At 66.6% G+C, this 25,234-nt stretch carries 25 protein-coding genes; all 25 read left to right on the forward strand.

Annotation, left to right across the window (positions count from 1 at the left end; genetic code table 11):
• Window positions 1–163: 163 nt before the first annotated feature.
• Window positions 164–1,714 (forward strand): DNA primase family protein, encoded by a 1,551-nt coding sequence (locus GGR89_RS18585; RefSeq protein WP_125977257.1) that lies wholly within the window; start codon window positions 164–166, stop codon window positions 1,712–1,714.
• A gap of 292 nt (window positions 1,715–2,006) precedes the next feature.
• Window positions 2,007–2,492, forward strand: coding sequence for a DUF6362 family protein (locus tag GGR89_RS18590; RefSeq protein WP_125977256.1), 486 nt, complete (start codon window positions 2,007–2,009; stop codon window positions 2,490–2,492).
• A 384-nt stretch (window positions 2,493–2,876) separates the two neighbouring features.
• Window positions 2,877–3,470: a hypothetical protein gene (locus tag GGR89_RS18595; protein ID WP_125977308.1), complete on the forward strand. Its 594-nt coding sequence runs from the start codon at window positions 2,877–2,879 to the stop codon at window positions 3,468–3,470.
• On the forward strand, window positions 3,427–5,562 hold the full coding sequence (locus GGR89_RS18600) for a terminase gpA endonuclease subunit (protein ID WP_125977307.1): 2,136 nt from the start codon (window positions 3,427–3,429) through the stop codon (window positions 5,560–5,562). Before GGR89_RS18595 ends, GGR89_RS18600 begins: the two co-directional genes overlap by 44 nt.
• Window positions 5,562–5,774: a phage head-tail joining protein gene (locus GGR89_RS18605; RefSeq protein ID WP_125977306.1), complete on the forward strand. Its 213-nt coding sequence runs from the start codon at window positions 5,562–5,564 to the stop codon at window positions 5,772–5,774. The genes GGR89_RS18600 and GGR89_RS18605 overlap by 1 nt, the downstream gene beginning before the upstream one ends.
• Window positions 5,771–7,210, forward strand: a complete 1,440-nt coding sequence (locus GGR89_RS18610; RefSeq protein ID WP_125977305.1) for a phage portal protein — start codon at window positions 5,771–5,773, stop codon at window positions 7,208–7,210. The genes GGR89_RS18605 and GGR89_RS18610 overlap by 4 nt, the downstream gene beginning before the upstream one ends.
• Before the next feature lie 13 nt (window positions 7,211–7,223).
• Window positions 7,224–9,350: a prohead protease/major capsid protein fusion protein gene (locus GGR89_RS18615; protein ID WP_164521891.1), complete on the forward strand. Its 2,127-nt coding sequence runs from the start codon at window positions 7,224–7,226 to the stop codon at window positions 9,348–9,350.
• Between the two features lie 26 nt (window positions 9,351–9,376).
• Window positions 9,377–9,673, forward strand: a complete 297-nt coding sequence (locus GGR89_RS18620) for a hypothetical protein (RefSeq protein WP_125977303.1) — start codon at window positions 9,377–9,379, stop codon at window positions 9,671–9,673.
• 6 nt (window positions 9,674–9,679) lie between these two features.
• Window positions 9,680–10,006 (forward strand): DUF2190 family protein, encoded by a 327-nt coding sequence (locus GGR89_RS18625; protein WP_125977302.1) that lies wholly within the window; start codon window positions 9,680–9,682, stop codon window positions 10,004–10,006.
• 71 nt (window positions 10,007–10,077) lie between these two features.
• Window positions 10,078–10,263 carry a hypothetical protein gene (locus GGR89_RS18630; RefSeq protein ID WP_125977301.1) on the forward strand — a complete coding sequence of 62 codons (186 nt, stop codon included), beginning with the start codon at window positions 10,078–10,080 and terminating at the stop codon, window positions 10,261–10,263.
• Window positions 10,256–10,567 (forward strand): hypothetical protein, encoded by a 312-nt coding sequence (locus GGR89_RS18635; protein WP_125977300.1) that lies wholly within the window; start codon window positions 10,256–10,258, stop codon window positions 10,565–10,567. Before GGR89_RS18630 ends, GGR89_RS18635 begins: the two co-directional genes overlap by 8 nt.
• Entirely contained in the window at window positions 10,564–10,998 is a 435-nt protein-coding gene (locus GGR89_RS18640) for a hypothetical protein (protein WP_125977299.1), read from the forward strand. The genes GGR89_RS18635 and GGR89_RS18640 overlap by 4 nt, the downstream gene beginning before the upstream one ends.
• Before the next feature lie 14 nt (window positions 10,999–11,012).
• Complete coding sequence (locus tag GGR89_RS18645; RefSeq protein ID WP_125977298.1) at window positions 11,013–12,251, forward strand: hypothetical protein; 1,239 nt, start codon at window positions 11,013–11,015, stop codon at window positions 12,249–12,251.
• Between the two features lie 11 nt (window positions 12,252–12,262).
• Window positions 12,263–12,952: a hypothetical protein gene (locus GGR89_RS18650; protein ID WP_125977297.1), complete on the forward strand. Its 690-nt coding sequence runs from the start codon at window positions 12,263–12,265 to the stop codon at window positions 12,950–12,952.
• Between the two features lie 165 nt (window positions 12,953–13,117).
• The gene (locus GGR89_RS18655) at window positions 13,118–13,807 is read left to right on the forward strand and encodes a DUF6441 family protein (RefSeq protein ID WP_125977296.1); all 690 of its coding nucleotides are present in this window, start codon (window positions 13,118–13,120) and stop codon (window positions 13,805–13,807) included.
• A 26-nt stretch (window positions 13,808–13,833) separates the two neighbouring features.
• On the forward strand, window positions 13,834–17,565 hold the full coding sequence (locus tag GGR89_RS18660) for a hypothetical protein (RefSeq protein ID WP_125977295.1): 3,732 nt from the start codon (window positions 13,834–13,836) through the stop codon (window positions 17,563–17,565).
• A gap of 2 nt (window positions 17,566–17,567) precedes the next feature.
• Window positions 17,568–17,930 carry a hypothetical protein gene (locus tag GGR89_RS18665; protein ID WP_125977294.1) on the forward strand — a complete coding sequence of 121 codons (363 nt, stop codon included), beginning with the start codon at window positions 17,568–17,570 and terminating at the stop codon, window positions 17,928–17,930.
• Window positions 17,930–18,712, forward strand: coding sequence for a hypothetical protein (locus GGR89_RS18670; RefSeq protein ID WP_125977293.1), 783 nt, complete (start codon window positions 17,930–17,932; stop codon window positions 18,710–18,712). Before GGR89_RS18665 ends, GGR89_RS18670 begins: the two co-directional genes overlap by 1 nt.
• Window positions 18,712–21,798: a hypothetical protein gene (locus GGR89_RS18675; RefSeq protein ID WP_125977292.1), complete on the forward strand. Its 3,087-nt coding sequence runs from the start codon at window positions 18,712–18,714 to the stop codon at window positions 21,796–21,798. Before GGR89_RS18670 ends, GGR89_RS18675 begins: the two co-directional genes overlap by 1 nt.
• Window positions 21,798–22,790: a hypothetical protein gene (locus GGR89_RS18680; protein WP_125977291.1), complete on the forward strand. Its 993-nt coding sequence runs from the start codon at window positions 21,798–21,800 to the stop codon at window positions 22,788–22,790. Before GGR89_RS18675 ends, GGR89_RS18680 begins: the two co-directional genes overlap by 1 nt.
• A 2-nt stretch (window positions 22,791–22,792) precedes the next feature.
• The gene (locus GGR89_RS18685) at window positions 22,793–23,431 is read left to right on the forward strand and encodes a DUF4376 domain-containing protein (RefSeq protein ID WP_125977290.1); all 639 of its coding nucleotides are present in this window, start codon (window positions 22,793–22,795) and stop codon (window positions 23,429–23,431) included.
• A gap of 26 nt (window positions 23,432–23,457) precedes the next feature.
• Window positions 23,458–23,925, forward strand: coding sequence for a hypothetical protein (locus GGR89_RS18690; RefSeq protein WP_125977289.1), 468 nt, complete (start codon window positions 23,458–23,460; stop codon window positions 23,923–23,925).
• Between the two features lie 25 nt (window positions 23,926–23,950).
• The gene (locus GGR89_RS18695; protein ID WP_126002623.1) at window positions 23,951–24,637 is read left to right on the forward strand and encodes an N-acetylmuramidase family protein; all 687 of its coding nucleotides are present in this window, start codon (window positions 23,951–23,953) and stop codon (window positions 24,635–24,637) included.
• On the forward strand, window positions 24,634–24,873 hold the full coding sequence (locus GGR89_RS18700; RefSeq protein ID WP_125977287.1) for a hypothetical protein: 240 nt from the start codon (window positions 24,634–24,636) through the stop codon (window positions 24,871–24,873). The genes GGR89_RS18695 and GGR89_RS18700 overlap by 4 nt, the downstream gene beginning before the upstream one ends.
• Window positions 24,870–25,226 carry a hypothetical protein gene (locus GGR89_RS18705; protein ID WP_125977286.1) on the forward strand — a complete coding sequence of 119 codons (357 nt, stop codon included), beginning with the start codon at window positions 24,870–24,872 and terminating at the stop codon, window positions 25,224–25,226. The genes GGR89_RS18700 and GGR89_RS18705 overlap by 4 nt, the downstream gene beginning before the upstream one ends.
• Window positions 25,227–25,234 lie beyond the last annotated feature (8 nt).

The raw sequence follows: 25,234 nt of genomic DNA on the forward strand, positions 1-25,234 counted from the left end.
CACCAAGCGCAGACCAGCATGACGACAGAGCGCGATCGCGCGCTTTTCGAGAAGTTCGCCGGTGAAGATCGGCAGCAACAGAAACAATCGGCCCGCCGCAAGCGCGTCAGCTCCGCGCTGATGCTCGCGCGCGCCGTGAATATCGACGGGAAGGGAAAGCGCCATGGCGGCTAAGACGGGGTTTGAAGTGCAGGTAGTAGATCCATGGGCGCTGGCGTGGAAGGAATTGAACGATCAGGGGAATGCTGACCGGCTTGTCGCGCATGCGCAGGGCCTGCTGATCTATGTCCGAAGCTGGGGGTGGTTGGCCTATGAAGACGGGCATTGGTCGCGCGACGACGGGGAGCGGCTTGCCCGGCTGAAGGCCATGGACGTGGCGCGCGGCATTCGCGCGGAGATGGAGGAGCTGGAGGCGCGCTTGGACCGTCGGCCGCTGCCGGACGGCATGACCGAGGAGTTCCTGGAAGGGCGGATCGAGGCGCTTTCGAAGCACGCGACCAAGTCCGGTGACAGCTCCCGCACCAAGGCGATGTTGGAGCAGGCGGCCAATCTGGACGTGCTGAACCGCCGCGAGGAAGAATTCGACGCAGATCCGCTGGCGCTGAACGCCCGCAACTGCACGTTGCGCTTCCGGCAAGGCTCGGACGGGTGGGAGGTGCACGATGCGCCCCACGACCCGGTTGACCTGCTGACGCGCCAGTGCGCGGCCGAGTGGCGGCCCGACGCGAAGAACGACATGTGGCTGAAGCACATGGAGACCGTGCTGCCGGACAAGGAAGTGCGGTGGTTTTTCCAGAAGCTGATCGGATACTGCGCCACCGGCCTGAACGTCGAGCAGATCTTCGTCATCCTGCAGGGTAAGGGCGGTGACGGCAAATCCACCGCAATGAACGCGATCCGCATCGTCCTGGGCAGCTACGGCGTGTCGGGTAAGGTGCAGACCTTCCTTGACGGGCCCGACACCGATGCCGGCGGCGCGACGCCCGAGCTGGTGCGGTTCGTGGGCGACACGCGACTGATCTCGATCCAAGAGCCCAAGCGCGGCAAGGCCATGGCGGAAGAGCGGGTGAAGCAGTTCACGGGCGGATCTCCGGTGCCTTACCGCCCGCTATACGGCGCGGAGAGCGAGTTCGAGCCCCGCGGCAAGGTGGTGATGGAGGCGAACAAGCGTCCCCGCATCAGCGGCGACGACGACGGGATCTGGCGGCGCATCATCATCATGCTGTGGCGGCACCAGTTCAAAGGCGGCGCGATCGTGAAAGGGATGCACGAACGCATCCTGAAAGACGATCCTGGCGGCGCCTCGGGCGTGCTGAACTGGATCATTGCCGGAGTCATCGGATACCTCAACGATGGCTTGGAACAGCCGCCCGAGGTGGTCGACGCGATCGAGGAGTATCGGCGCTCCGCCAACCCTTTCTCCGAATGGGCCCACGCGAAGCTCGACATGAGCGACCCGCTGGCGCGTGAGCTGTCGGCCGACCTGTACACTTCGTACAAAGAATGGTGCGAGGCGGAGGGGTTGAGCGACAACGAGGTGATGAATTCCACCCGTTTCGGGCGCGCTCTGGGCGATCTCCAGATCATCATGTGCGGCAAGGACAGCAAGGGCAAGAAGCTGCGCCGTGGCGCTCGCCTGCGCCGCACGAATGACCTTCCGGCGGGCAGTTCCGAGCCCATTGGCGACGGCGGTGACGAGGGCGAGCCGCTCTAACAACGGACAGTTCACGGACAGTTGGCCCATACTGTCCGTGATTTTCGGGGGCGCGGCGCGGGTTGGAACGCGGGCCGAGTGTGCTAGGAGGGATAAGTCGATGCAAGCATTACTCAAACCGTCCGTCTGTCCGTTAACTGTCCGTAGCTGAGGGCGGCAGAAAAGCGTGAGTTACGGACAGTACAGACAGTACGGACTGTTTAGTTCCTAAGCTCTCCATATGTGCGCCCATGCATGCGCGATATCCCTGCATCCGTCTGTCTGTCCGTTCCTAAAAATCAAAGAGGGTAATATGCTTTCTTCTACTTTCTCCAACGCAGCAAAGGCACGGAACGGCGAGCTTGGCGGCGACCTGGGCTGGACGTTCGAGGCGGTGCAAGAGCGGTTGGTGGAGGCGTGGGCCTTCCTCGCCCGCTTGCCGGATCGCGAGGCGGGGTGGCTTCGGGTGCAGGCCACATGGCCCGACGTGCGCCGACATCACGCATTCGGTGACTACGGCGACATGGATGTGGACGCTCGCCCTCGGCTCCCTGGCCTCTCGTCTGACGAGGTGGGGCGGATGGAGGAAGCGCTGAGTTGGTTGCAGCATGTGCCCGAGCGCGACCGCAAGCTGGTGGGTTTGGCGCTGGCCCAGCTGCAGCGCATCGCACGGCCAGAGTGGGTGTGGATTGCGCGACGGTTGGGCAGCGTGGCGGAGCCCGACGCCTACCGCATGCGCTATGGCCGCGCGATCACCCGCATCTGTCGCGCGCTGAACACCGCAGAAAACCGAGGGTAGAGGCGCGCAAGGGGTAGAATGTGATGTCGAGCAAATATCAGTTGTTCGCCTGGAGCCCCATTCCGGCTATCCAGCTGATAGCCTTGGGGCATTCGCATGCGGGGCAGGGGCGGCGTCGCCTCGACCGACAGGCGGCATACCTGCAGGGGCGCGCAGCATCGACCGGATTTCCCCCGATGGCGCAACATTCTTTCAACGCGATGCCTGAAAGCAGCGAAGCGGCGCAACATCGTTGCGCGGCACGCGCGGTCGGGCGGCGGGGGGTGGGGGTGGCTTGGGTCCTTCCCCGGCATCCTCGCTATGCGGGGGCCAAAGGCTCGGCGCGTGCGAGTGTCGTGTATTTTCTGTCGGCTTCCTCTTGTTCTTTCGGTTTGGGTCCGTCCGATGCTCGGTAACCTGGCTGATCTCGCGGCAACGGGGCTGGCGTCCGAGCCGACGATCCGGAAGTGGATCGCCGCGCAGCCGGATCAGGCCTGGATCAGGAAGCGCGGTTCGAACGGCGACGCGTACGAAATCGATATCCCCGCGGCGATCGCCGCATGGCAGGCCGAGGAAGCGCGGAAGACCGAGGAAGCGCGGAAGCGTGCCGAGGATCTGCGCCAGCTCGGCCTGGACCTCGGCGTTGGTGTGACTGCCCAGCCCATGGCCGGGTTCTCGATCGCCGAGCGGAAGCAGCTGCTCGAAGAAGAGGTGATCGCCACGAAGCTGGCGGAGAAGCGCCGGGAGCTGGTGCCATTCGTGGAAGTGGTCGGCGCGATCGGCGACATTCTCAGCCGCTTCCAGCAGCGACAGGCCACCTTCACGGCCCGCCTTGCAAAGAAAATCGATCTCACCCGCGACCAACTGACTGCGATCGAACGGCTGATGCACGACGATCAGCAGCAGCTGGCCACGATGATGGAAAACTGGAGCAACGAATTTGGCGACGGCGCCCATGATCCCGCCGCCGCGCTGGGTGATTCCGCCCTTTCCAACTAGGGGCGACATCCTGCGACGCGCGGCGCCCAGCTACCGCCCGCGCGACAAGCTCAACCTGCTTCAATGGTCGATCCGCCATCGCGGCTATGACCCGGATACACTGCCCTGGCAGAACGAACTGCGCCTGGCCCTGTCGGACCCGGTCACGTCCGAAATCGGCATCATCAAGCCGGCGCAATGCGGCGCCACGACGATCGGCGTCGACTGGCTGGGCTGGATCGTCGAGAGCGACCCGTCGGATACGTTGGTTTGCCAGCCTGATCGGCTGATGGCCGAGAAGTTCGTCAAGGGCCGCCTCGATCCCATGATCGCCGGCACGTCTGCGGTGCAGACCAAGCTTCGGCCCGCCGACAATGCGAATAATCAGTGGATCAAGCTCTTCCACGGCATGATGCTGACCACGGTGTGGCCGGTAGCCTCGCAGTTCACGCAGCTGTCGATCCGGTTCGGCTGGCTCGACGACTACGACCAGTATGACGATAATATCGGCGAGACTGGCGGCGAAGGCGGGCAGGGCAGCGGCATTGCGCTGCTCGATGGCCGCTTCATCAGCCACGAAGGCCGCGAGAAGAAGTACATCAGCAGCTCGCCAGCGAAGGACGAGAAGAGCGGCATCGAAGCGTTCGTCGCTGACGGTACCGATGAACGGATCTGGCCGGAGTGCCCGCACTGCGGTGAGCGCTGGGAAATCGACTTCCTGCGCGATCTGCGCTTCGACACCGGCGGCACCGCCGACCAGGCCGAGGCCACTGCACACGTCGTCTGCCCGACAAACGGCTGCATCCTGGAGCCGAGCGATCGCCGCAAGCTGCATGAAAGCTGCGGACGACTGCCGAACCATGGGTTCGTGCAGGCGAACCATGGCGTTTCGAAGCGCCGCCGCACTTTTCGGGTGGACGGCCTGATGGCGCTGCCCAGCTGGCCGACGCTGGCCCGCAAGTGGCGCGACGCCCAGATCGCATGGGAGGTGCGGCAGGATGAAAGCGCGCTGCGCACCGTGATCAACACGCAGGGCGGCAAGAACTATCGTTCGAAGCATTCGGGCGAGAAGCCGGTCGAGACCGACACGCTCAAGCTCCGCCGCGAGCAGGGCCTGCACCTGGGCGTGATGCCCCGCGGCGCGAAGGTGTGGGTGATCCTGACCGACACACAGGCCAACCGGCTGGAGCATATGGCGCTCGCCTTCGGCGAGGGGCTCGAAAGTTGGATCGTCGATCGGTGGTCGACGGACGTGCTGGAAGACGGGATCACGTCGCTCGCGCCGTTCAGCCACCCGGAACACGCGCGGGTGATGCTGCCGCTCTGGGATCGAGTATATCCGCTTGCCGACGGCTCCGGCATGTCGCCGCCGCCTCTCACCGTCCAGCTGGACGTGGGCGGGGGCGGCGCCAAGGGTGAGGGCGCTGCCGAGTTCGCCAAGGCGGTGTGGGAGATGGCACGGGCGGCGGGCATCGCAAAGAACCGTATTACCCTCACCAAGGGTGGCAACAGCATGACGGGCGAGCTGATGCCGCGGGCTCGCTTCGCCGAACAGAAGCGGCGCGGCGGCGCCAAGCGCACTTCGGCTGAGCTATGGTTGCCGAATGTGCATCGGATCAAGGGTGTTATCGACGCCCGCCTTCGCCGTTCCGAACCCGGTCCGGGCTATATCCACCTGCCCGGCGGCAAGACCGGGGGTGGCCCGCTGAAGGCTGGGCAAGACGAAGGCGCGACGGGCCGCCTGCTCGACCATCACGTCGAGGAGATCACGGCCGAGGAGCTGAAGAAGGGCAAGTGGGAGAAGGTCCGGCCTCGCAACGAGACCTGGGATCTTCTGGTCTACGGCTACGCCACCCTTCTGCGGCCGCCGTTCGCACAAGCTCGCACGCACATGCGGTGGGTGCCGAGGGATTATCGCGTGCCGGATCAGGCTGCGCTGCCGCTGGGGGCCGATCCGGCACCCACAGCGCCAGCAGTGGCGAAACCCGCTCTGACGAAGCCTTCGCCGCCGCCGTTGCCGACAAAACCCAAGGCACCGCAGGTGCCCGCCTCGAAACGCAACCCCGTCAATCGCTTCACGAAGCGTAGCGGGAACTGGATCGGAAAACGCTGATGGCCTGGACGCAAGAGGATCTCGACGCGGTCGATACCGCGCTCAAGAGCAACGTGCGCAAGGTGACGTTCGCCGACGGCCGCTCGACCGAATATCAAAACTCGGGCGAGCTGCTGAGCGTGCGCAACACCATCAAGGCCGAGTTGGATCAGGCCGCCGTGCGTGGGAGCCGTCGCACCCGGTCTGTGGTGCTTCGGACGTTGCGCCGATGAATTGGTTCGAGCGCTCCATCGCGGCGATCGCGCCGGGTGTGGCGGCTCGCCGCGCCATGGCCCGCGTCCGCGTCCAGGAACTGACGGCTATCGAGCGCCATCAGGGCCGCCGCACGCGCGCCAGCGCTGCCAACTTCGACATCAATACCGGCGATCCGAACGACGCGCGGCCGCGCCGCACGCTCGATCGGGCAACCGTCATCCGCCTCGCGTCGCAGAACCCCTACGGCAAGAAGGCGCTGAACGCGCTGGTCAACAACGCCGTAGGCTGGGGCATCACCGGCACGCCCAAGGGGCCGAAGGCGCTGGCCCAGCTCTGGCTCGATTGGGTGGAAGTCAGCGACTTCCGCGGTAGGCTGAACTTCTACGGCCAGCAGGAACTGGGCGTGCGAACGATGTTCCGCCAGGGCGAGGTGTTCATCCTGCGCCGGTGGGTGCGGGATGCAGCAGTGCTGCCGTTTCGCATCCAGCTGGTGGACGGCGGGATGCTCGCCACGGAGAAGTTCGGCGACAATATCGAGGACGGCATCCAGTACGACGAAGACGGCAACGTCGCCGGCTACTGGTTCCACCCGGCACGGGCGCGATATCGCGGCTTCAAGCCGCCCGTGTTCTTCGCGGCCGAGGACGTGATCCACCTCTTCGTCGAAGAGGATATCGGGCAGAAGCGCGGCATATCGGTGTTCGAGCCGGTGGTGAAGCGGCTCGACGATATCGATGAGACGCTCGATGCCGATCTCGTCCGCCGGAAGATCGACGCCTGTTTCGCCGGCTTCCGCACGCTGAGCGCGGAGGCCGACGAGCGGCCACTCGGCGAGCGGGAGGAGCGGGAGGGCGGCCTGCCGCCGATCGACAATATCGAGCCTGGCATGGTGTTCACGCTCGAACAGGGCGAGGACATCAAGTTCAGCGATCCCAAGCCGGTGGGCGGCGTAGGCGATGCGGTGAAGATCAACCTGCTCGCCGCGGCCGCCGGCATGTCGGTCACCTACGAACAGATGACCGGTGACCTGTCGAACGTGAACTTCTCGTCCTACCGGGCTGGCGCGCTGGAATTCGACACCTTCATGTCGCGCTTCCAGTGGAACACGCTCATTCCGGTGGCGCTCAATCGCGTCTGGGATTGGTTCTGCCAGGCCGCCTACGAGTTCGGCCGCACCGGCAAGCGCTCCTATCCGATCCGCTGGGCGCCCCCGCCGCGCAAGTCGATCGATCGCAAGGGCGATGCCGAGGCCGATATCCTCGAAATGCAGGCCGGTCTGGAAAACCGGCGCAGCCTGCTCGCCTCCCGCGGGCTCGACCATGATGTGTTCATGGACGAGACCGCTGCCGACCTGAAAAATCAGCAGGGCAAGGGCCTGTACTACAAGGGCGATCCCTTCAGCTCAGCCCAGAACGCCGCGGCCAGCGCGGATGCCGGTTCCACGGCCGCCTAGCAAGGAGACCATCATGAGCAAGTCCGAACCGGCGCCGCAGGGCGCCGCCGACGAGCCGCGTCCGGAAGGCCGCGTCGTCACCACCCCGCTGCCACCAGCAAAGCGGGGCAAAAAGGCGCTGCTGGTCGGCGCGGCCGCCGCAGCGATCGCGGGGCTGCTGACCCGAAACGCGCCCGAGCAGGGCGATCTGCAGGAGCGCCGCCAACCGCAGGCGAACGGGCGTGGCACACGCGATTTGTCCCTCACGCCGGAGAGCTACGACGCCACCGCGCGCACCGTCGAAGCCGTCCTTTCGGCCGGGACGGCCGTGCGGCGCTTCTATTTCACCGAAGAGCTGGAGATCAGCGACGCGGCGATCGATCTCGGTCGCGTCGGCGCGGGCATCTGTCCGCTGCTGGACACGCATAATCAAGGCAGGCTGGGCGACGTCCTGGGCCGCATCACCAACGTGCGGATCGAGGGCGGGCAGCTGATCGGCACGCTCGAGTTCGCCGACACGGACGCGGGCCGCGCGATTGAGGCGCGTGTCGCCTCCGGCGAGCTGCGCGCGATCTCGATCGGATATCGCGTCACCAAGTGGCAGATCACCGCCACCGACGAAAATGACCACGAGACCTGGCGCGCCGTCGCCTGGGAGCTGCTGGAAGCCAGCCTCGTGCCCGTTCCCGCCGATCCGAACGCCGTGGTTCGGTCTGCATCCGGGACTCCGCAACACGGCACCACCCAAGAGGAAGATGATATGCGACGCAACCTCCCCGGCGGCGCGGCTGCGGCCGCTCCTTCTGCCGCAGCTCCCGCCGCGCCAGCAGCTCCCGCGCCCGTTGGCGACCAGGGCGGCGCAGCGCGCGCCGAACCGCCCAGCGGCAGCGTGCGGATCACCGCCCGCCAGATCCGCGAACGCTGCGCGCGCTCGACCGATCTCGGCAGCGACTTCGCGCTCGACCTGATCGGGCGCAATGAGGAGAACCCGCTGAGTGAGGCTGAGTTCGAGCGTGCGATCAGCGATCGCCTGCTCGGCCAGCGCGAGCAGCCGCGCATCGACGTGCGCGTCGGCGCGGCCGGCACTGACAGCGAGGACTATCGCCGCGCGGTGGAAGTCGCCGTCACCCTGCGCGCCGATCCCAGTGCGCGTTTCGACCCGGCCGACGTCGAGCGGGCCCGTGAACTGCGTGGCCTGACCCTGATGGAGATGTCGCGCGACTATCTGCAGCGCACCGGCATCTCCACCGCCGGCATGGGCCGCCTTGACATTGCCGGCGCCGCGCTCGGCCTGCGCTATGGTGCCCACACCACCAGCGACTTCGCCAACGCGCTCTCCAGCGCCACCGGCAAGCGCGTGCGGCAGGCCTACCTTGCCGCGCCGCAGACCTTCGGCCCGCTGGTCATGACCGGCACGCTGCCGGACTTCAAGCCGACCAACATCATCGGCCTGGGTGATGCGCCGCAGCTGCTGCTGGTGCAGGAGAATGCCGAGTTCACCTATGGCGCGATGGCCGACACTGGCATGTCCTACCGCCTGCAGACCTATGGCCGCATCATCGCGATCACCCGGCAGGCTATCATTAACGATGACAAGCGCCTGTTCGCCCGCGTGCCGGACAAGTTCGGCTACAAGGCCCGCGATCTCGAAAGTGATCTGGTCTGGGGGCTGGTGCTGAGCAATCCGACCATGGGCGACGGCTTCGCGCTGTTCTCCGCGCAGCACGGCAATCTCGGCACCGCTGCCGACATCAACGTGGACTCGGTCACCGCGGGCCGCACTGCGATGGGCCAGCAGAAGAGCGTCGAGGGCGGCTTCATCATCGTGCGCCCCGCCTATCTGGTGGTCGGGCCGCTGATGGAGACGAAAGCGGAGCAGTTCCTGACTGCAGTTGCCGCGACGCAGACCGCGAACGTCAACCCGTTTGTCGGCTCGCTGCAGCTGATCGTCGAGCCGCGGATCACGGACAAGAGCTGGTACCTGTTCGCCGACAAGGCCGCGATCGACACGATCGAGCTGTCGCACCTGGAAGGCCAGGAAGACGTGTTCATCGAAACGCAGCCCGGCTTCGACGTGGACGGCGTCAAGACCAAGGCTCGCCTCGATGTCGGCGCCGCGATCGTCGACTATCGCGGCATGTACAAGAACCCGGGGCTCTGATCCCGGCGCGCTAAGGAGTGCCCCCAATGAAGCTTATCCTGTTGCTCGCGCCGGCAGTCATTGCCGGCGCCATTCGCTATCCCGTCGAAGGCCCGATCCCCGTCGCCGACGACGACTATGCCGACCAGCTGATCGGTGAAGGCAAGGCGGAGACCGCTGAGCTGGAAACCGATAGCGAGGATCTCGACGCTATGACGGTGCCGGAGCTGAAGCAGCTCGCGGCCGCCGAGGAAATCGATCTCGGCGAGGCCACCAAGAAGGCTGAGATCCTCACCAAGATCCGCGAGGCGCGCATCGCGCGCGCCGATCGCCCGCAGGAGTAATCCCCGATGAAGAACTTCGTGCAGAACGGTGACAACATCACCGGTGTCGCGCCCTATGCCGTCGCGAGCGGCCAGGGCTACCTCGACGGCGCCGAATTCGCGGTCGCGTCGGCCGACGCGGCATCCGGCGCCCCGGTGGTCGGCGTCGTTCGCGGCGTGTTCACGCTGCCCAAGGCGGCGGTGGCGATCGCCCGCAAGACGGTGGTCTATTGGGACAACAGCGCCCGAGTGGTCACCAATGTGGCGACGAATAACACCAAGATCGGCATTTCCATGGGCGCCGCCACCTCCGGCGCCGCCTCGGTCGACGTGCGGCTCGTTCCCGTCATCTGAACCCATGTTCCTCCCAGCCTGGGCGGGCGGCGATGCCTCGGCGCGCCGCCCGCGCCTTTTTGGAGACCAATATGTCCGTCATTCACCTTCATGGCCCGGCAAGGGCCAACGATGGATCGTTCATCGACGCGGGCACCGACGTGACGATCGGCGACAAGCCGAAGCAGATCGCCGCCGATCGCGCGAGCGAGCTCGTTAAGGCCCACACCGCCAAGCGCGGCGCCGGCGTACCGGCGCCGACCAGCTCCGATGCCTGATCCCTGGCAGCAGGCGGCGGCCGATATCCGCGCCGCCTCGCCGGATACCGTGCTGTACACCGGGGGCGGCCTCGCAAAGCCGACCGAGCTTCGCGTCATCTGGACCGATGCCCCCGGCGATCCATTCCAAGGCCCCGGCAACACCACGCGGACCATTACAGCGGAGATCGCCTGCGCTGATCTCCCCAACAGGCCAATCCGCTCGGATCGCTTGGCGCGGGGCGGCCTCACCTGGCAGCCGAACCAGGTCAGCTACGACGACAATGTCGACGCTTGGCTGATCGTCCTGGAGAAGGTGGCATGACGGCCCGCCGCGCTGAGGTCGTTGCGGAGATCGAGCGCCGGCTACGCTTGGTGCCCGGCATCGCCGAGGTGGAGGTAATGCCTTCCGCCGATCCCATGGCCTTCCCGGCATTTCACCTGTTCGACGACGGCCATGACCCGATCGAGGCGCAGGCGTCCGCCACCACGATGGAGTTTACGCCTCGCGTGGAAGCCTATTTCGAGCGTGACGGGGGCGCTGAGACCTATGCGCAGCTGAATGCCTTCTACGCCGCCGCTGTCTTCGCCGTGATGGGCGAAGACGATCAGCTCGGCGGCCTGGTCGAGACGATCGACGAAGGCCGTATGACGATCGGCGTCGCGTCGCTCGCGTCGGCCTCGCGCATGTATTTCGCACTCGAATTGCCCATCACCTTCGCCGCCCGTCGCGGCGATCCAAGCCAGCCCGCCTAAAGGAGGCACCCAACATGTCCGATCCTACGCAGCGCTCGGCGTTCATCGCCGTGGGCATCCGACTCATGGCCGACGACAACGACACCGCGCTTCCCGACCCGGCGACCGACTTCATCGGCATCGAACTGGACGGCATCACGCGCGGGTCTCCCTTCACCACGGAACAGTCGAATGAAGCGACCGGCTCGCTGGTCTCGGGCGCGGCGCAGGTGATCGGCCAGGCTGCCAGCTTTGCCTTCACCTCGCGCATTCGCGGCGCGGGGCCGGGGGTGGTGTACACCTCCACCGTCAAGCCGCCGCTCCATGCGGCGCTCTCGGCCTGCGGCAAGCGCGCCCAGTTCCAGGCAGCGGTCGCGGCCGCCGCGCTCACCGCCGGCAGCGCCACCAGCGCCACGCTCGCCAATGGCGCGCCCGCGACCGCAGGCGCGCTGGTCGGCATGCCGCTGATCCTGAGCGGGGGCACGGCGAACAACGGCCGCCTGCCGATGGTGACCGGCTACAGTGCGGGCCGGGTCGCCACCCTGTCCGAGACCTTCGACACGCCGCTGACGACGGGCGAGAGCGCGGCGATCCCGGCGAACTGGACCTATTCGGGCACCACGCCCGCCGACGCGACCGCCAAGGCGACCGACCAGCCCCTGGCGGTGATCGCCTTCTATCGCGACGGCGTGTTGTTCAAGTACACGCATTGTCGTGGCGTGGTGAACCTCAACGGCCGCTCCGCCCGCCCCGGCTTCGCCGCCTTCAGCTTCGCCGGCATCTTCGCCGGCAAGACGGACGCCGCGGTGCCCAGCCTCGCCGCGCTGAAGCAGCACGCGCCGCCGAACCTCGCGCGCGGTACCGACGCCTCGAACGTGGCGATCTTCAACCGCAAGCCGGTCTCGATCTCCACCTGGTCCTTCAATGATGGCGCCAACGTCACGTCGAGCGAGGACCCGAACACCAATATCGGCTTCGGCGCGGGCGAGATTGGCCAGCGCACCCCGGTGCTGACGATCGACCCGCTCGCCACGCTGGTCGCAAATCGCGACGTGCTGGCGCAGATCTCCACCGGCGCGCTGGTGCCGGCGTCGTTCCGCTACGGTACGCAGGCGGGGAACCGCTGGGCGCTCACCATCCCCGTCGCGCAGGTGACGGGCGAGAGCGACACGCAGCGCGACAACCTGGTCGGCGAGCAGATCACCGCGCAGGCGATCAGCCAGGGCAAGGATGCCTATCTGCGCGACACCGACAGCATCCTCTGCTTCTACTGATCGGGGCACCCATGATCGTCACCACCACCACCGAAACCGTGCCCTACACCCATCCCTGGGTGCAGAAGGTCGACGGCGCGCCTGTTTTCCACCTGCGCGCCGGCTCCACGATCGAGCGCGGGCAGATGACCGCGCTGCTCGACGGCCCGCTGCAGGCCGCCAAGGTCTGGAGCCACCAGCTGCGCGAGGCCCAGCTGAAGGGCATCGATGCGCTGTTCGCCGAAGAACCTGAATATGACCGGCTGGTCGCGATCTTCTCGGCTGAGGGCGAGGAAGCCGAGCAGCTGAGCGACGATGACAAGAAGCTCGCCAAGGCCGTGGACCCGCTGCTCGTGAAGCACTGGCCGGCCTATGCCGACCTCGTCGCCCAGATGGAGCGCCGTCGTACGCTGGTGCCCATCGTGGCGCTCACCCGCTACTGCACGGGCTGGGAAAACGTCCGCGACGAAAATGGCGCGGTGATCCCGTTTGAGGCGGACAAAAACGGCCATGTCGCCGATCGTGCGCTTCGCCGGCTGCAGGAGGTGGATCTGCTGTTTGCCGGCTCCCGAGCCTTCAGCCTGCAGTTCGGCGGAGGAGAGGAAAAAAACTTCGAGCGGCCGTCTTCGTCCGAAGACGGCCCGAAGACTTCGAAGTCGGCCTCACCGCGGGCGAAGGGTGGGAGATCGAAGGCACGCGGTGGAAGGAAAACCCCCGCATAGTCCTGCCAGGCTGGATCTGGGCTGTCGTCGATCTCTACTTCCAGTGCCGGCGGTTCGCCTCGCCGCTGACGGGGCGGGTGCTGCCATGCCCCGGCAGCGTCGGTGAACAGCCGGCGGCGCTGATGGACGCGTTCCTGCTCCTAGAATTGATGGAGAAGCCGGCCGATGGCTGACGGCGCCGATCTCATCATCGACGGCAAAGCACTGGATGCCGCCGCCGACAGGTTGATCCGCGGCTATCTGTCGGCCGGAACGAAGGCGGTCTCGGGCACTGCCCGCAACCTGGAGAAGCGGCTTGAAGACGCAACGCAGGCGGCTGTCCCCGGCAAGCTGTGGCGGGCCTGGCAGTCGAGCGCTTTCCCGCGGTCCGGCCCGGCGAGGAACCCAACCGCCACGGTCTGGCTGAAGGGGCGCGCTGATGGCCGCACCGGCGGCGCGGTGAGCTTCTGGACGCAGCCCGGCGAAATCCGGGGCAAGCGAGGGCAATATCTCGCCGTGCCGCTTCCTTCGGCGGGCTCGCGCGGCCGCGGGCGCGATCTCACTCCCGGAGAGTGGGAGCGCCGGACAGGCCAGAAGCTTCAATTCATCTACCGCGCCGGCAACTATTCGCTGCTGGTCGCGACCGGCGGCACGACGAACGCCCGGACTGGCGGCTTCCGCCAGCTTACCGGCGGACGCCAACGGGCAGGCCGGGGCGGGGCCAATCCGCTGCAAAGCTCGGTCGTGCCGATCTTCGTCCTCGTCCCGGTGGTGCGCTTCCGCAACGCCTTCGCAATCGAACCGATCGTCAACGCCGCCGATGGCGAGCTGGCGCGCGAATTGTTCAACGCAATCCGCGGCCTCTCGCTGCGCTGATCTGCTCGCAACTGGAAAGGTAGCCCATGGCACAGACGGACATCGTGGCCCGCCTGCAGTTGAAGGCTGAGCAGTTCTCGTCCGAGACTGGTCAGCGTTTCGCCGAGCTGAAGACCCGCGCGCGTTCGGCTGCGGCCGACATCCGCAGCGAATTCAACGGTGCGTTCGCGGAGGTGCAGCGCACGGCCCAGACCGCACTGCAGCTGCCGCGCACCACGGGCGGCGGCCTCGATCTGTCGCGCGATATTGCCCAGCTTCGCGCGCAGGAAGCGGCAGCGCAGAACACGGCGCAGGCCCAGCGAGAGCTGGCAGCGGCTGCCACGGCCGTGGCGGCGCGCGGCGGCGAGTCGGCAGCCTCCCAGCGCCTGGTCGCCGACGCGGCCATGGTGGCGGAGCGGGCCTCGGTCCAAGAGGCCGCAGCGATCCGCGCCAAGATCACCGCCTATGAAGAGCTGCAGGCCGAGCTTGCCCAGACCGTCAGCAAGACGCGCCAGCTGACGGCGGAAGAGCAGAACCTGGTCGATGCCGCAAAGCGTAGCGGCGCGGGGTTCACCAACATCGGCCAGCAGTTGGGCGACTTCACGGTGCAGGTGGTTTCGGGCCAGAGCGCCGTCGTCGCATTCGCGCAGCAGTTTCCGCAGGCCACCTTCGCGTTGTCGACTATGGAAGGCCGTGCCGGCGCGCTCGGACGCGCTCTCACCGGCCCCATGGGAACCGCCTTCACGATCGCGCTGATCGCCGCGACCCCGTTTGTCGCCAAGTTGTTCGAGAGCGCGGATGCGGCCGACGAGAGCGCGAAGAAGCTGCAGCAGGCGACCAGCGCTGCCGACTCGTTCGGCGCGGCGCAGCAGTTGCTCGGCTCGATCATCGATCTCACCACTGGCAAGCTGAAGACCCAAAACGAGGTTCTGATCCAGTCGATCAAGCTGCAGGCGCAGGCAAACCTGCTCGCGGCAAACAAGAAGATCGACGATCTCACCGGCGCGAACGACAAGGCTCTGGTGGCGGCCGCGCCGGGAACGGCTGGGCAGTTCGGCGTCGGCGCCGGCAGTGTCGATGCGGCAGCTCGCGCCAGCGTCGATGCCCGGCGACAACAGGCCGTGCAGGCGCAGATCTTCGCGAAGCTGCAGGCTGCAGTCGCCAACAATCAGTTGGCCACCACAAATCCATCTCTCTACGCGAAACAGGTTGGCGGCGACCTGACGATCGCGCTGGGGCAACTCGACCAGCTGGCCGTCAATGGAAGGATCGCCGGGCAGTCGCTGGTCGACGTGAAGGCCAAATTCAACGATCTGGCGAAGACGGCCACCGACAAGGCCGCCGCGCTGCAGGTGATTTCGGTTGCCGAGGGCGGGGCGATCCCTGAAGAGCTGAAGCCCTACCAGCGAGATCCCAAGCCGAAGAAGCCTCGGACGCCGAGAAAGCCCCGCGACTTCTCCCGCTCCGATGACGCTGCCGAGCAGGCGATTACCGCCATCAATGCCGAGTGGGACGATCAACCCCGCCTGATCGATCGCGCCCGAATCGCGACGCTGAAGCTGGACAACCTGACCGAGCAGCTGAGCAAGCGGAAGCTGACGCCCGAGGTGCAGAAGCTGCTCGGCCTGATCGATCAGGCGCGCGAGTCGATCAGGAACGGCATGGATCGTCCGTTCCGCGAATTCGTGGAAGCGCAGCAGGAAAGCCTGGAAGTCGGCCGCCTGGTGCTGGCCGGCAGGGATGCCGATGCCGAGGCGCTGCAGAACATCCTGCGCCTGCAGCAGCAGATGGGGCCGCTGAACGAAGCGCAGGTGCAGACGGCCTATCGGCTCGCGCAGCAGCACCAGGCCATCAATCGCCTGCTGGAGGATCAGCGCCGGATCGTCGGCATCTACGAGAATGCGTGGGGCGGGGTTCTCGATCAGGTCGACGGCGTGTTCGCCAAGATCCAGGGCAATGCCGGCGGCATCGTCGGGGTGGTGCAAAAGCTGCAGCGGGATCTGCTGAGCAACGCGCTGTTCGGCGGCATCGATCGCGAGATCGAGGACTATATCCGCAAGATGACGGGCAAGCAGACGCCCGCCGAGATCCTGCAGGATCAGGCCAAGGGTGCCGCCGTGGTTCTGCGGGACACGGTGAACGACTTCGTCGACGCACTCTCGGATGCCACGCTGCGCATTCGTGGGTATGATCCCCAAGCGGCGCGCGCGGCGGCATCTGTGGCGTCCCCGGCCATCGCCCAATATTTTGGCGGCGGGGGCTATAGCGCGAACGACAATGAAATCGTCGTCACCGGCAAGGCCAGTGCAGGCGAAGCCCTCGGCCTGGTGCGCTCCAGCAAGGTGCTCGAACTGGCGATCGACGGTTGGGCCAAGCGGATGGAAAAGCTTGGCATCACGGTGCCGGAGACCATCACCAAGGGCCTGAAGGGCAACCTAGGTACGATCTTGGAAGGCGCCGCCTTCGGGGGCATCGGCGGCTCGGTCTTCTCGGCGCTCGGCGGCGGCAAGGCCGACAAGACGGCCAGCGGCATCGGCGGCGTCCTCGGCGAATATGGTGGCAAGGAACTGGGCAAGACGATCACGAAGGAGATCGGTGGCTCGCTGGGCAAGACGCTGGGCGGCTTCGCGGGGCCGCTCGGCGCGATTGCGGGCGGCATCATGGGCAACGTCGTCGGCGGCCTGTTCCAGAAGACCGAGCGCGGCTCGGCCCAGATCACCAGCGTCGACCAGGCCGCCGTTGTCAACGGCAACTATTCGGCGGTGCAGTCCGATCTTGGCGGCCTCGCCACCAACGTTCAGACCGGCATCCGGCAGATTGCCGACGCGCTGGGCGGCGACCTGGGCACCTTCGCGGTCAGCATCAACAAGTACAAGGATAGCTACCGCGTCGACCCTTCGGGCGGCACCAGCGTGGGCGGCAAGTACGGCAACAAGGACGGCGTCCTGAAGTTCGACGGCGACCCCGAGGGTGCCGTGCGGGCGGCGATCGCGAACGCCCTGGCCGATGGCGCGATCAAGGGCATCAGCGATGCCTCGCAGCGAATCCTCGCCAGCGGCAAGGATCTTGAGACGGCAATCAGCAAGGCCGTGCTGATCGAGGCGATCCCCAAGAACCTGAAGAAGATGCTCGACCCGGTGGGGGCCGCGATCGACGATCTGAACCGCGAGTGGAAGAAGACCGTGGCGGCGCTGAAGGAAGGCGGTGCCTCGACCGAGCAGATGGCGCAGGCGCAGCAGCTCTATAACCTGCAGCTGGATCAGGTGAAGAACAGCACCGCTGCCGCCAGCGCGACGCTGCGCGATTTCCAGGACAGCCTGAAGATCGGCAGCGCCTCGCCCTATTCGCTCCGCGACCAGGAAGCGGCGGCGCTGGCGAAGCTGCAGCCGTTCCTCGACCAGATCGCGCAGGGCAAGAGCATCGACCAGAGCGCCTATCAGGCGGCGGCGAACAGCGCGATCGACATCGAGCGCCAGATCTACGGGTCCACGAAGCAGTTCTTCGACTTCCTCGACCAGATCCAGAGCGCCACCAACAAGGCGATCAGCTCTATCGACAATGCCGTCCCCGTCTCGCCCGCGGTGGAGAACCCCTTCGCCAGCGCAACCGCGACCAGCACGGCCGATACGGCGAAGAACACCGCCACCACCAACGCGCTGCTCGAACAGCTCTCCACCCTGACGGCGCAGACCAACCAGATCCTCGCCCAGCTGGGCGGCGGGGGAGGCGGGGGCAGCAGCAGCTTCCTCTCGGCCAACCGCAACTTCGTACAGAGGTAATCATGCCTGCAATCGATGCAGATATCGGTGCCGCGTCGCGCGACGTGGTGACGGCGACGTGGAGCGATGCCGCGATCGCCGCGCGTCACCCGTCCGCCCGCGACGGCACCGTCGAGGCGGCACCCGGCTATTTCGATAGCCTCGCCGACGCGCAGGCCGTCGCCAACCAGCGCGGCGCGCTGATCGGCGCCGAGCGGCGGCGGTTCGCGGTGGTGGCTGATGATGTGCTTGCCTTCAATCCGGCGCTGGGCCTTCCGCAGGCGCGCGTGATCGATCCCGAGCAGTCGCTCGACGCAACGCTGCTGGCCGCGCGAATCGAGGTGGATTTCGAGCAGGAACGCACCAGCCTGGAGGTGTTCGGCTGATGGCAAACGCACTTTTCGTAAAGCCACTGCCGTTCACCGCCACCAGTGCGGCCACAGGCTTGGGCGATCCGAACTATCTGGGCAACGACTATGCGGGCATCGTCTGGCGTAGCACCGCCACGGCCGCGCCGTCCGTCAAGCTCGACCTTGGCGCCGATCAGGTGATCGATACCGTGATGCTGTTCGGCATCGCGTCCAGCGCCGACTTGGCGGGAGCCACGGTGCAGATCTACGGGGCGACGACGGCCGAGGGGCCAACGCGAGCGCGCGGCGATGGTGGGCGGCCGCTGCTCGCTGGCTCGATCATGCCGCAAATCCGCGGCGGCGTGGCGTTCCTGCCATTGCCCGTTGGCTGGCCCCCCCTCCGGTACCTTGAAATTGCGCTGTCGAACGGCGGCGCTTGGCTGCAGCTCGCGCGGGCGGTGGTGGGCGACAAGTTTGAGCCGGCGATCGGCTTCGAATACGGCCTGCAGCTGGGCGTCCGCGATCTGGGCTCGGCCGATGTGTCAGCGCGCGGCGTACTGCTGCGGCGGCGGGCGAAGAAACTGCGCACCGTGTCGCTCAACTTCCCGACGTTGACGAAATTCGAGGCGGAGCGCACCGCGCTGGAGCTGCTCGACTATGCCGGCAACACCGATTGCCTGGCGCTCTGCATCAACCCGGCGGCCGAGCCCGAGCGGCAGGAACGCTGCTGGTTCGGCCCGCTGGTCGGCGACCTGGGCACCACCTGGGCGACGGCCAGGGGCTTCGAATGGCGCGCCAACCTGCTGGGGCTGATGTGATGACGATGTGGGCGCAGATCGATGCCTATGATCCGGTGGCCGGCGCCCCGGTGGTGCTGCGCGCCGCCAGCGTCGACGATCCCGCCGTCTGCATGGCGGCGGGCGGCCCCTGGTGGCCCATGCTCGCGAAGCTGCCGGTGCTGCGCTACGATCTGTTCGACGGCGCCTTCGGCGGCGAGATCTCGGCGCCAACGGGCACGATCGAGCTGCAGGCCGAAGCATGGCCTAACCTTGGTCGCTATGCCCTCGCCGATGCGCGGGTGCAGCTGTGGACCGACATCAGCAGCGATCCGATCTTCGACGGCCGCGCCACCGCGCAGCCGCAGCTGCTCGACGGCCGCGCGCAGCTCGCCATCCGCGTCGACGACGGCTGGCTCGATAAGCCGCTGCTCGCCACCTATGCGGGCACGACGGGGGTGGAAGGACCTGCGAGCCTGAAGGGCCAGCCCAAGCCGCTGGCGCTGGGCGCGCCGCGCTACGTCGCCGGCAAGCTGATCGACAGCGTCAACAACGTCTTCCAGGTCTCGGCCTATGGCGCCGTGCAGGCGTTCGAGGCCGCGCTGGAGCGGCTCGCGCGGTTCGAGGGGGCGCTGGCCGACTATCCCAACTATGCCGCCCTGGTCGCGGCAACGGTGCCCGCCGGCACCTGGGCGACGTGCAAGGCGCAGGGCCTGGCCCGCTTCGGCGCGCCGCCGAACGGGCAGGTAAGCTTCCTGATGCAGGGCGACGCGTCCGGGCCGAACGGCTGGGCACGCAAGCCGGGCCAGCTGATCCGGCGCCTGGCGCTGCTCTCGGGCGGCGCGGGCAAGATCGACGACGCCTCGCTCGACGCGCTCGACGCGGCGCGGCCCTACAACCTGTCGCTCTATCTCGATCAGCAGACGACGGCGCGGCAGCTGATCCAGGCAATCGCTGCCAGCGTCAACGCGGTGGCGGGTGTCAGCTGGGCGGGCAAGCTGTTCGTGGTGCCGGTGGGCCTCGGCGCGGCGTCGCTGACGCTGGCGGCCGACGGATCGGCGCTGCCGCCGGTGCGCAGCGTGGAGCAGATGGAGGTCTCGGCCCCGTTCTCCAAGGTGGCGATGGCCGCGGCGCGCGCCTGGACCGTGCATGCGCTGGCCGACATCGCCTTCGCCGATCCGCTGATCGACATGGGGCCGTACGACCCCGCCGTCACCTATCGCGCAGGCAACATCGTCCAGTTCGAGGGCTCCAGCTATCGCTACAGCAGCGCGACGCCCAGCGCCGGCAATGCACCCCCGAACACCGCCTATTGGGCCGTGCTGGCCGCGCAGGGCGTCCCTGGGGAGCCGGGCCCGCCGGGCAAGGCGCTGACGATCACCAGCGATCGCCAGATGATCACCTATTCCAGTGCCGGCTTGCCGGTGCCCGAGGGGCAGACGGTGACCTTCACCGCGAACAAGCAGAACACGGCGGCGACGGTCTACTGGTCGCTGGCGGATGGCGCGGGCAACCCGGTCTCGATCACCTATCTATCGGGCGCAACCGGCGACAGCGTGCAGATGACCGAGGCGGCCTTTGCGGCGGCGCGGGGCACCACGAAGAGCGTGATCGTCACGGCGACGTTGACGGACGGCGCCACGCTCACTTCCAAGGCGCAGGTGGCCGCCGTGCAGGACGGCGCGGCCAGTCCCTCGGCAACGGCGCTGCGGCTGACGACTCGCTCGATCCAGATCCAGGCATTCGCCGACGGAACGGTGAAGGGGCTGGAGAAGGCCAACGGCCAGCTGAGCGTGTGGAACGGCGACGCCAACATCACCGCCGCCGCAACGCTTTCGGCGGTGGCGGAGGGCTGCACCGGTACCATCAACACCGCCGCCGATACGCCGGTCTCCGGCAAGCCCAAGGGCTATTACCAGATCACCGGCATGTCGGCGGACGATGGCACGCTGACGCTGACCGCGGTGGTGGGCGGCGTGACCCTTTCCGAGGTGGTCTCGATCTCGAAGCTGCGCGGGGGCTACGAGATCATCAAGGCGCCCAATCCGCTGCCGACCGATCACCTGTTCGAGGGGCGGATGGTTTTCCTCGAACTCGACGGCAAGCTCTGGCGCTTCCACGATGGCGCATGGACCAGCGCAGTGCCCGCGGCCGACCTGGTCGGCACGGTGGCATCGTCTCAGCTGGGCATCGGTGTTGGTGGAAACCAGCTGATCGGTGCGGTGCCAGGGACGAACCCGCGCAACTATATGCGGTTCGCCTACAACCCTGACGGTGTGCAGTATTACGACGTAGTCACCGGTGGCCTCACCACCGGCGGGCAGGGCGTGCTCCAATCTCTAAACTTCGGGTACGACCCCGGCCCTGACTACTCGCTTCCGGATGGCTCCACTTTCATGGTGTACCAGCCCAACAGTCAGACGGGTGCTGCGCACTTCTCTGACATTCGCATGGCCAGGATGAAGAACCAGAACGGCGACCTGGACGAGATGTGGCCTATTGAAGAGGGTAAGACTTACGAGTTTAGTCTCTGGGCGTGTGCCTATGGCTGTCGTCTCGCTGTTCTCATCGTGTGGTTCGATGGTGACGGAAACGCTCTCTCGGAGACCCCAACCGGCGACCCTGTGGCGAACTCCTACGCCCTTGTGGAACCTGACGAAGTTCCGGGTCGGACCACGCTCGGGGGCTACAAGCGCATCTATAACCGAGGCAAGGCTCCGGTCGGAGCGCGACAGGCGATGCTGGTGTTCCGAAAGGCGCACACTACTCCAAACGCTTCCGGAACTAGCCGCCTCTTCGGTGCGCGACCCATGTTCGCCGAGACCGCCGAGAACGCGACGGAGATGCTCCCGTACAGCGTGCCAGCCTATGGCTTCCTGAGGGCCGAAAACCTCATCGCGCGTTCGATCGTTGGCGAAAAGGTCGCCTTCCAAACGCTCATCGGCGACCACATGCAGATCGGCTCGATCGATGCTGCCCGCCTCGCGGTGACCGAGCTTTCGGCGATCACGGCGCGGATCGGCCTCTTGCGCACTGCAAGCGCTGGCAAGCGGGCGGAGTTCAGAAATGACGGCGTGGCGGTGTTCAACAGCTCGAACGTCAACACCTTCTTCGCGGGTGAATATTGATGCCCGGCGGCTTCATCCAGCGCTCCGCCTCTGGCGCAGTGATGTTCGATTCGGCCATCGACAGCGCGGGCAAGGCGCTCGGGGAGTTCACCGTGGGAGCAGGGGCCGGCTCCCTCACCGATGGTCGCTTGCTTGCCGGAAAGGGCTTCGTGTTCCCGAAGACGCCCTACCAGTTCGGCACCACCCGCACCTTCACCTTCTCCGGGGCAACACTGAGCTGGGACGCGCAGACCATCGCGGGGCCGACTGCCTACATCTATGCCGTCGGGAAGGCCAACAACCCGGCTTATGTGTCGACCCATGTGCCCGGTACCGCCGGGTTCTTCGCCCGTGACGACAACGGCAATTTCATGCTGGACGAGACCTTCTTCACCTATCACTTCCTCGCGAAGGTCACCGCCAGCGTCGCGGTCGGGAACAATGTTCCGATCGTGGTGCCGTTTCCCTACAATAACTTGCCGCCCTACGCGATCAGGAGCGACGTGTACGTCACGCCGCTTTCATCCTCGGTCAACTCCGGCGGCCAGAATGTTCTCGTGGTGCGGGCGTTCGGCACGGGCACGGTCGAGATCTACTTCTTCGGCAAGGTGCCCTCTCTCGGCTCCGGCGGCGGGATGCGCTGGTGGAGCAATTCGGGCGAGCTGATGGGCGACACCAGCATCCCGATGCTCAATATCGTCGACACGCTGCCTTTCTCCGGCAGCCTGTGGGGTGGCCCCGATCGCTATCTGGCCGGCGCGCGTGCGGGGCGGCGCTATGCCGTCATGATGCATTCCCCTGGGCGGCACTATCAGGTTTTTCAGGGTTCAGGTGGGCAGACCGGCGGTGGCACCACGCGGATCTCGGTCGCGGCGGGGCGGGTCATCACCTCCGGCGACCAGGACTTCCCTTCCGTGGCCGAGCAGCTTCTGCAGGAGGTAACCTCTGGGGGCGCCGCGCAGAACCTGTTCGTCGACGGCTCTTTCTCTCTCATCGATGTGACAGGAATGTAGGCATGTTCATCCGCGAAATGGTGGCGCCGAACGGTGCGGCCACCCGCTTTCATCGCGCAATCCGCTTCGAGGTGCGCCCTGATGCCACGCATGCGGTGGTGCAAAGCTATCACCTTGCGGACATGCAACTCGTGTCCTGGGAAGACGTGTACACGATCCCGCTGCTGGTGCGCATCACCAGCCTGCAGGATGTCGAGCAGATCCTGACCGCGCCTGGTGCCCCGTTCGACGGCGGAACGGTGATCGACCCGATGGCGGGAGATCTGCAGCTCGCGAAGGCCCGTGCCTGGGCGGCGGTGAAGGCGGCACGCGATCGAGCGGCGGACGGCGGCTGCGATTCCGCGCTGGGACGCGTCGACACCACGGATCGCAGTCGCATCCTGATATCGGGCACGGTTCAGATGGCGCAGATCGACAAGGCGGCCGGCAGGCCATTCTCTGTCGATTGGACGATGGCCGACAACAGCCCAGTGGCGCACGATGCCGACGCCATCATCGCGCTTGGTGTCGCCGTGGGTATGCACACCGCCGCCTGCTGGGATCGGGCGCAGCAACTGCGCGGCGAGATCGAGGCGGCCGAGACGGTGGAAGAAGTCGCGGCGATCGACATCGCCACCGGTTGGCCGGGGGCGCCGGCATGACAATCACGATAAAGGGGGCAGGGCCAATGACACCGGGTTTCGAGGCCTTGCTGGCGAAGTTCCTGGCGAAATACGGCTGGATCTTGATCGGCATCACGTTCGGCTTTGCGGCGAAATATGCGCTGCTGATCAAGCGGGGCGTGCCGGTGAAGGCACGGCTGGTGTTCGCGGATCTGCTGCTGCTGCCGATGGTGGCGCTGATCGCCTACTGGATGGCCACGCGCGCCGGCTTCGAAGCGGAGGCCTCCGCGCTCTTCTCCGCCTTCTGCGCGGTCGGCGCCGATCGCCTGGTGAAGCTGCTGACCGATCGCTTCCTGCAGCGCGTCGACAGCGAGGCCGAGCTGGTCGCCAATCAGATGCTCGGCCGTGCGCGGACCGTGGTGGCGAACGAGCTGGCGGCGGAATCAATCATCGAGGCGCATGCCGATGGGCGGGCGCCGAAGGAATATGCGGCGCTGAAGCCGCACCCGCAGGCGCCGAAGAAGAACGCCTGATCTTCCTCTAATCCGGAGAATATCGATGGATCTGACGACGCTTCGGCGGCGGCTGGCGGAGCTTGGCCAGCGGCCCGGGGCTGATGGCGCGCCGTTTGGCGCGGCCGATCGCTCCGCCATCCTGACGGCGCTGACCGACGGCCCCGATTACAAGCTGGGCGACGACGACGTTGCCGACGCGGCCGACCAGATAAAGGTGGAGCCCGCCGCGATCTGGGCGGTGTGGGACGTGGAGGGTAGCGCCGCGCCCTTCATCGACGGGCGGCCCACAATCCTGTTCGAGCCGCATCGGTTCAGCCGGGCCACCGGCCATCGCTACGACGTAAGCCACCCCACAATTTCGTCGCGGAAGTGGAACCGCAAGCTATACCCGGCCAAGCAGGTGGGGCGCTGGACGCAGCTGCTGGACGCGGTGGCGCTGGATGTCGACGCGGGCTTCGCCTCGGCCAGCTATGGCGGCTTCCAGATCCTCGGCGAGAATTTCGAGGTCTGCGGCGCCACGTCGCCTTGGTCCTTCGCCTGGCAGCAGGCCCAGACCGAGGCCGACCAGCTCGCCGCCTTCCTCAAATTCGTCCAGGGCAATGGCCTGGTCGGCGCGCTACGTCGGCACGATTGGGCCGCGTTCGCCAAGGGCTACAACGGCACCGCCTATCGCGAGAACCGCTATGACGAACGCCTCGCGGCAGCCTTCGTGAAGCGGGGTGGCGCGTGAACTCCCGCGAACAGCTGATCGCCTATCTGGCGACGCTGGTGGCGCTGGTGGTGGTGCTGCTGGGCGCGATGATCATCGCGGCGCTGTCGAACGGCATCATCGGCAAAATGGAGGCCTTCGGCCTGGGCACCGTCACCGGCGGCCTGATCGGCCTGATGCGCCTTCCGTCCGCGCGGCCGCTGGAGCCCGCCGGCACTCCCTCCGATCCCGTCAGCACCAAGGATGTCACGCCATGACGTTGCCCAGCCTCCGAACCATTCTGATCATCCTCGGCATCTTGGCCGCGCTCGGCCTAGCGCTGTTCGTGCGCGGCTGCAGCGGATCCGAGACCCGCGTCAAGCTCGCGAACGGGCAGGGTGCCGCCGCGACCGAAAGCGCGCGGGATACCGTGCTGACAATCGGCAACCAGACCGCCGCCGAAGGCCACATCGACGACATCACCAAGGAGAACGAGCATGAAATACGTGCAGCGCCTGGCGCGAATGCTCCCGTTGATCCCGCTGCTCGCGACGCAGGCCTGCGGGCTCTTTGCAAGCGGGCGTCCTATCGTAGCGACCCAAAGTGCCTGCAGTTCGCTGCTCCCCGATGAATGGCTGT

It is taken from the genome of Sphingomonas trueperi (assembly GCF_011927635.1).
In the GTDB taxonomy this organism is placed as follows: domain Bacteria; phylum Pseudomonadota; class Alphaproteobacteria; order Sphingomonadales; family Sphingomonadaceae; genus Sphingomonas; species Sphingomonas trueperi.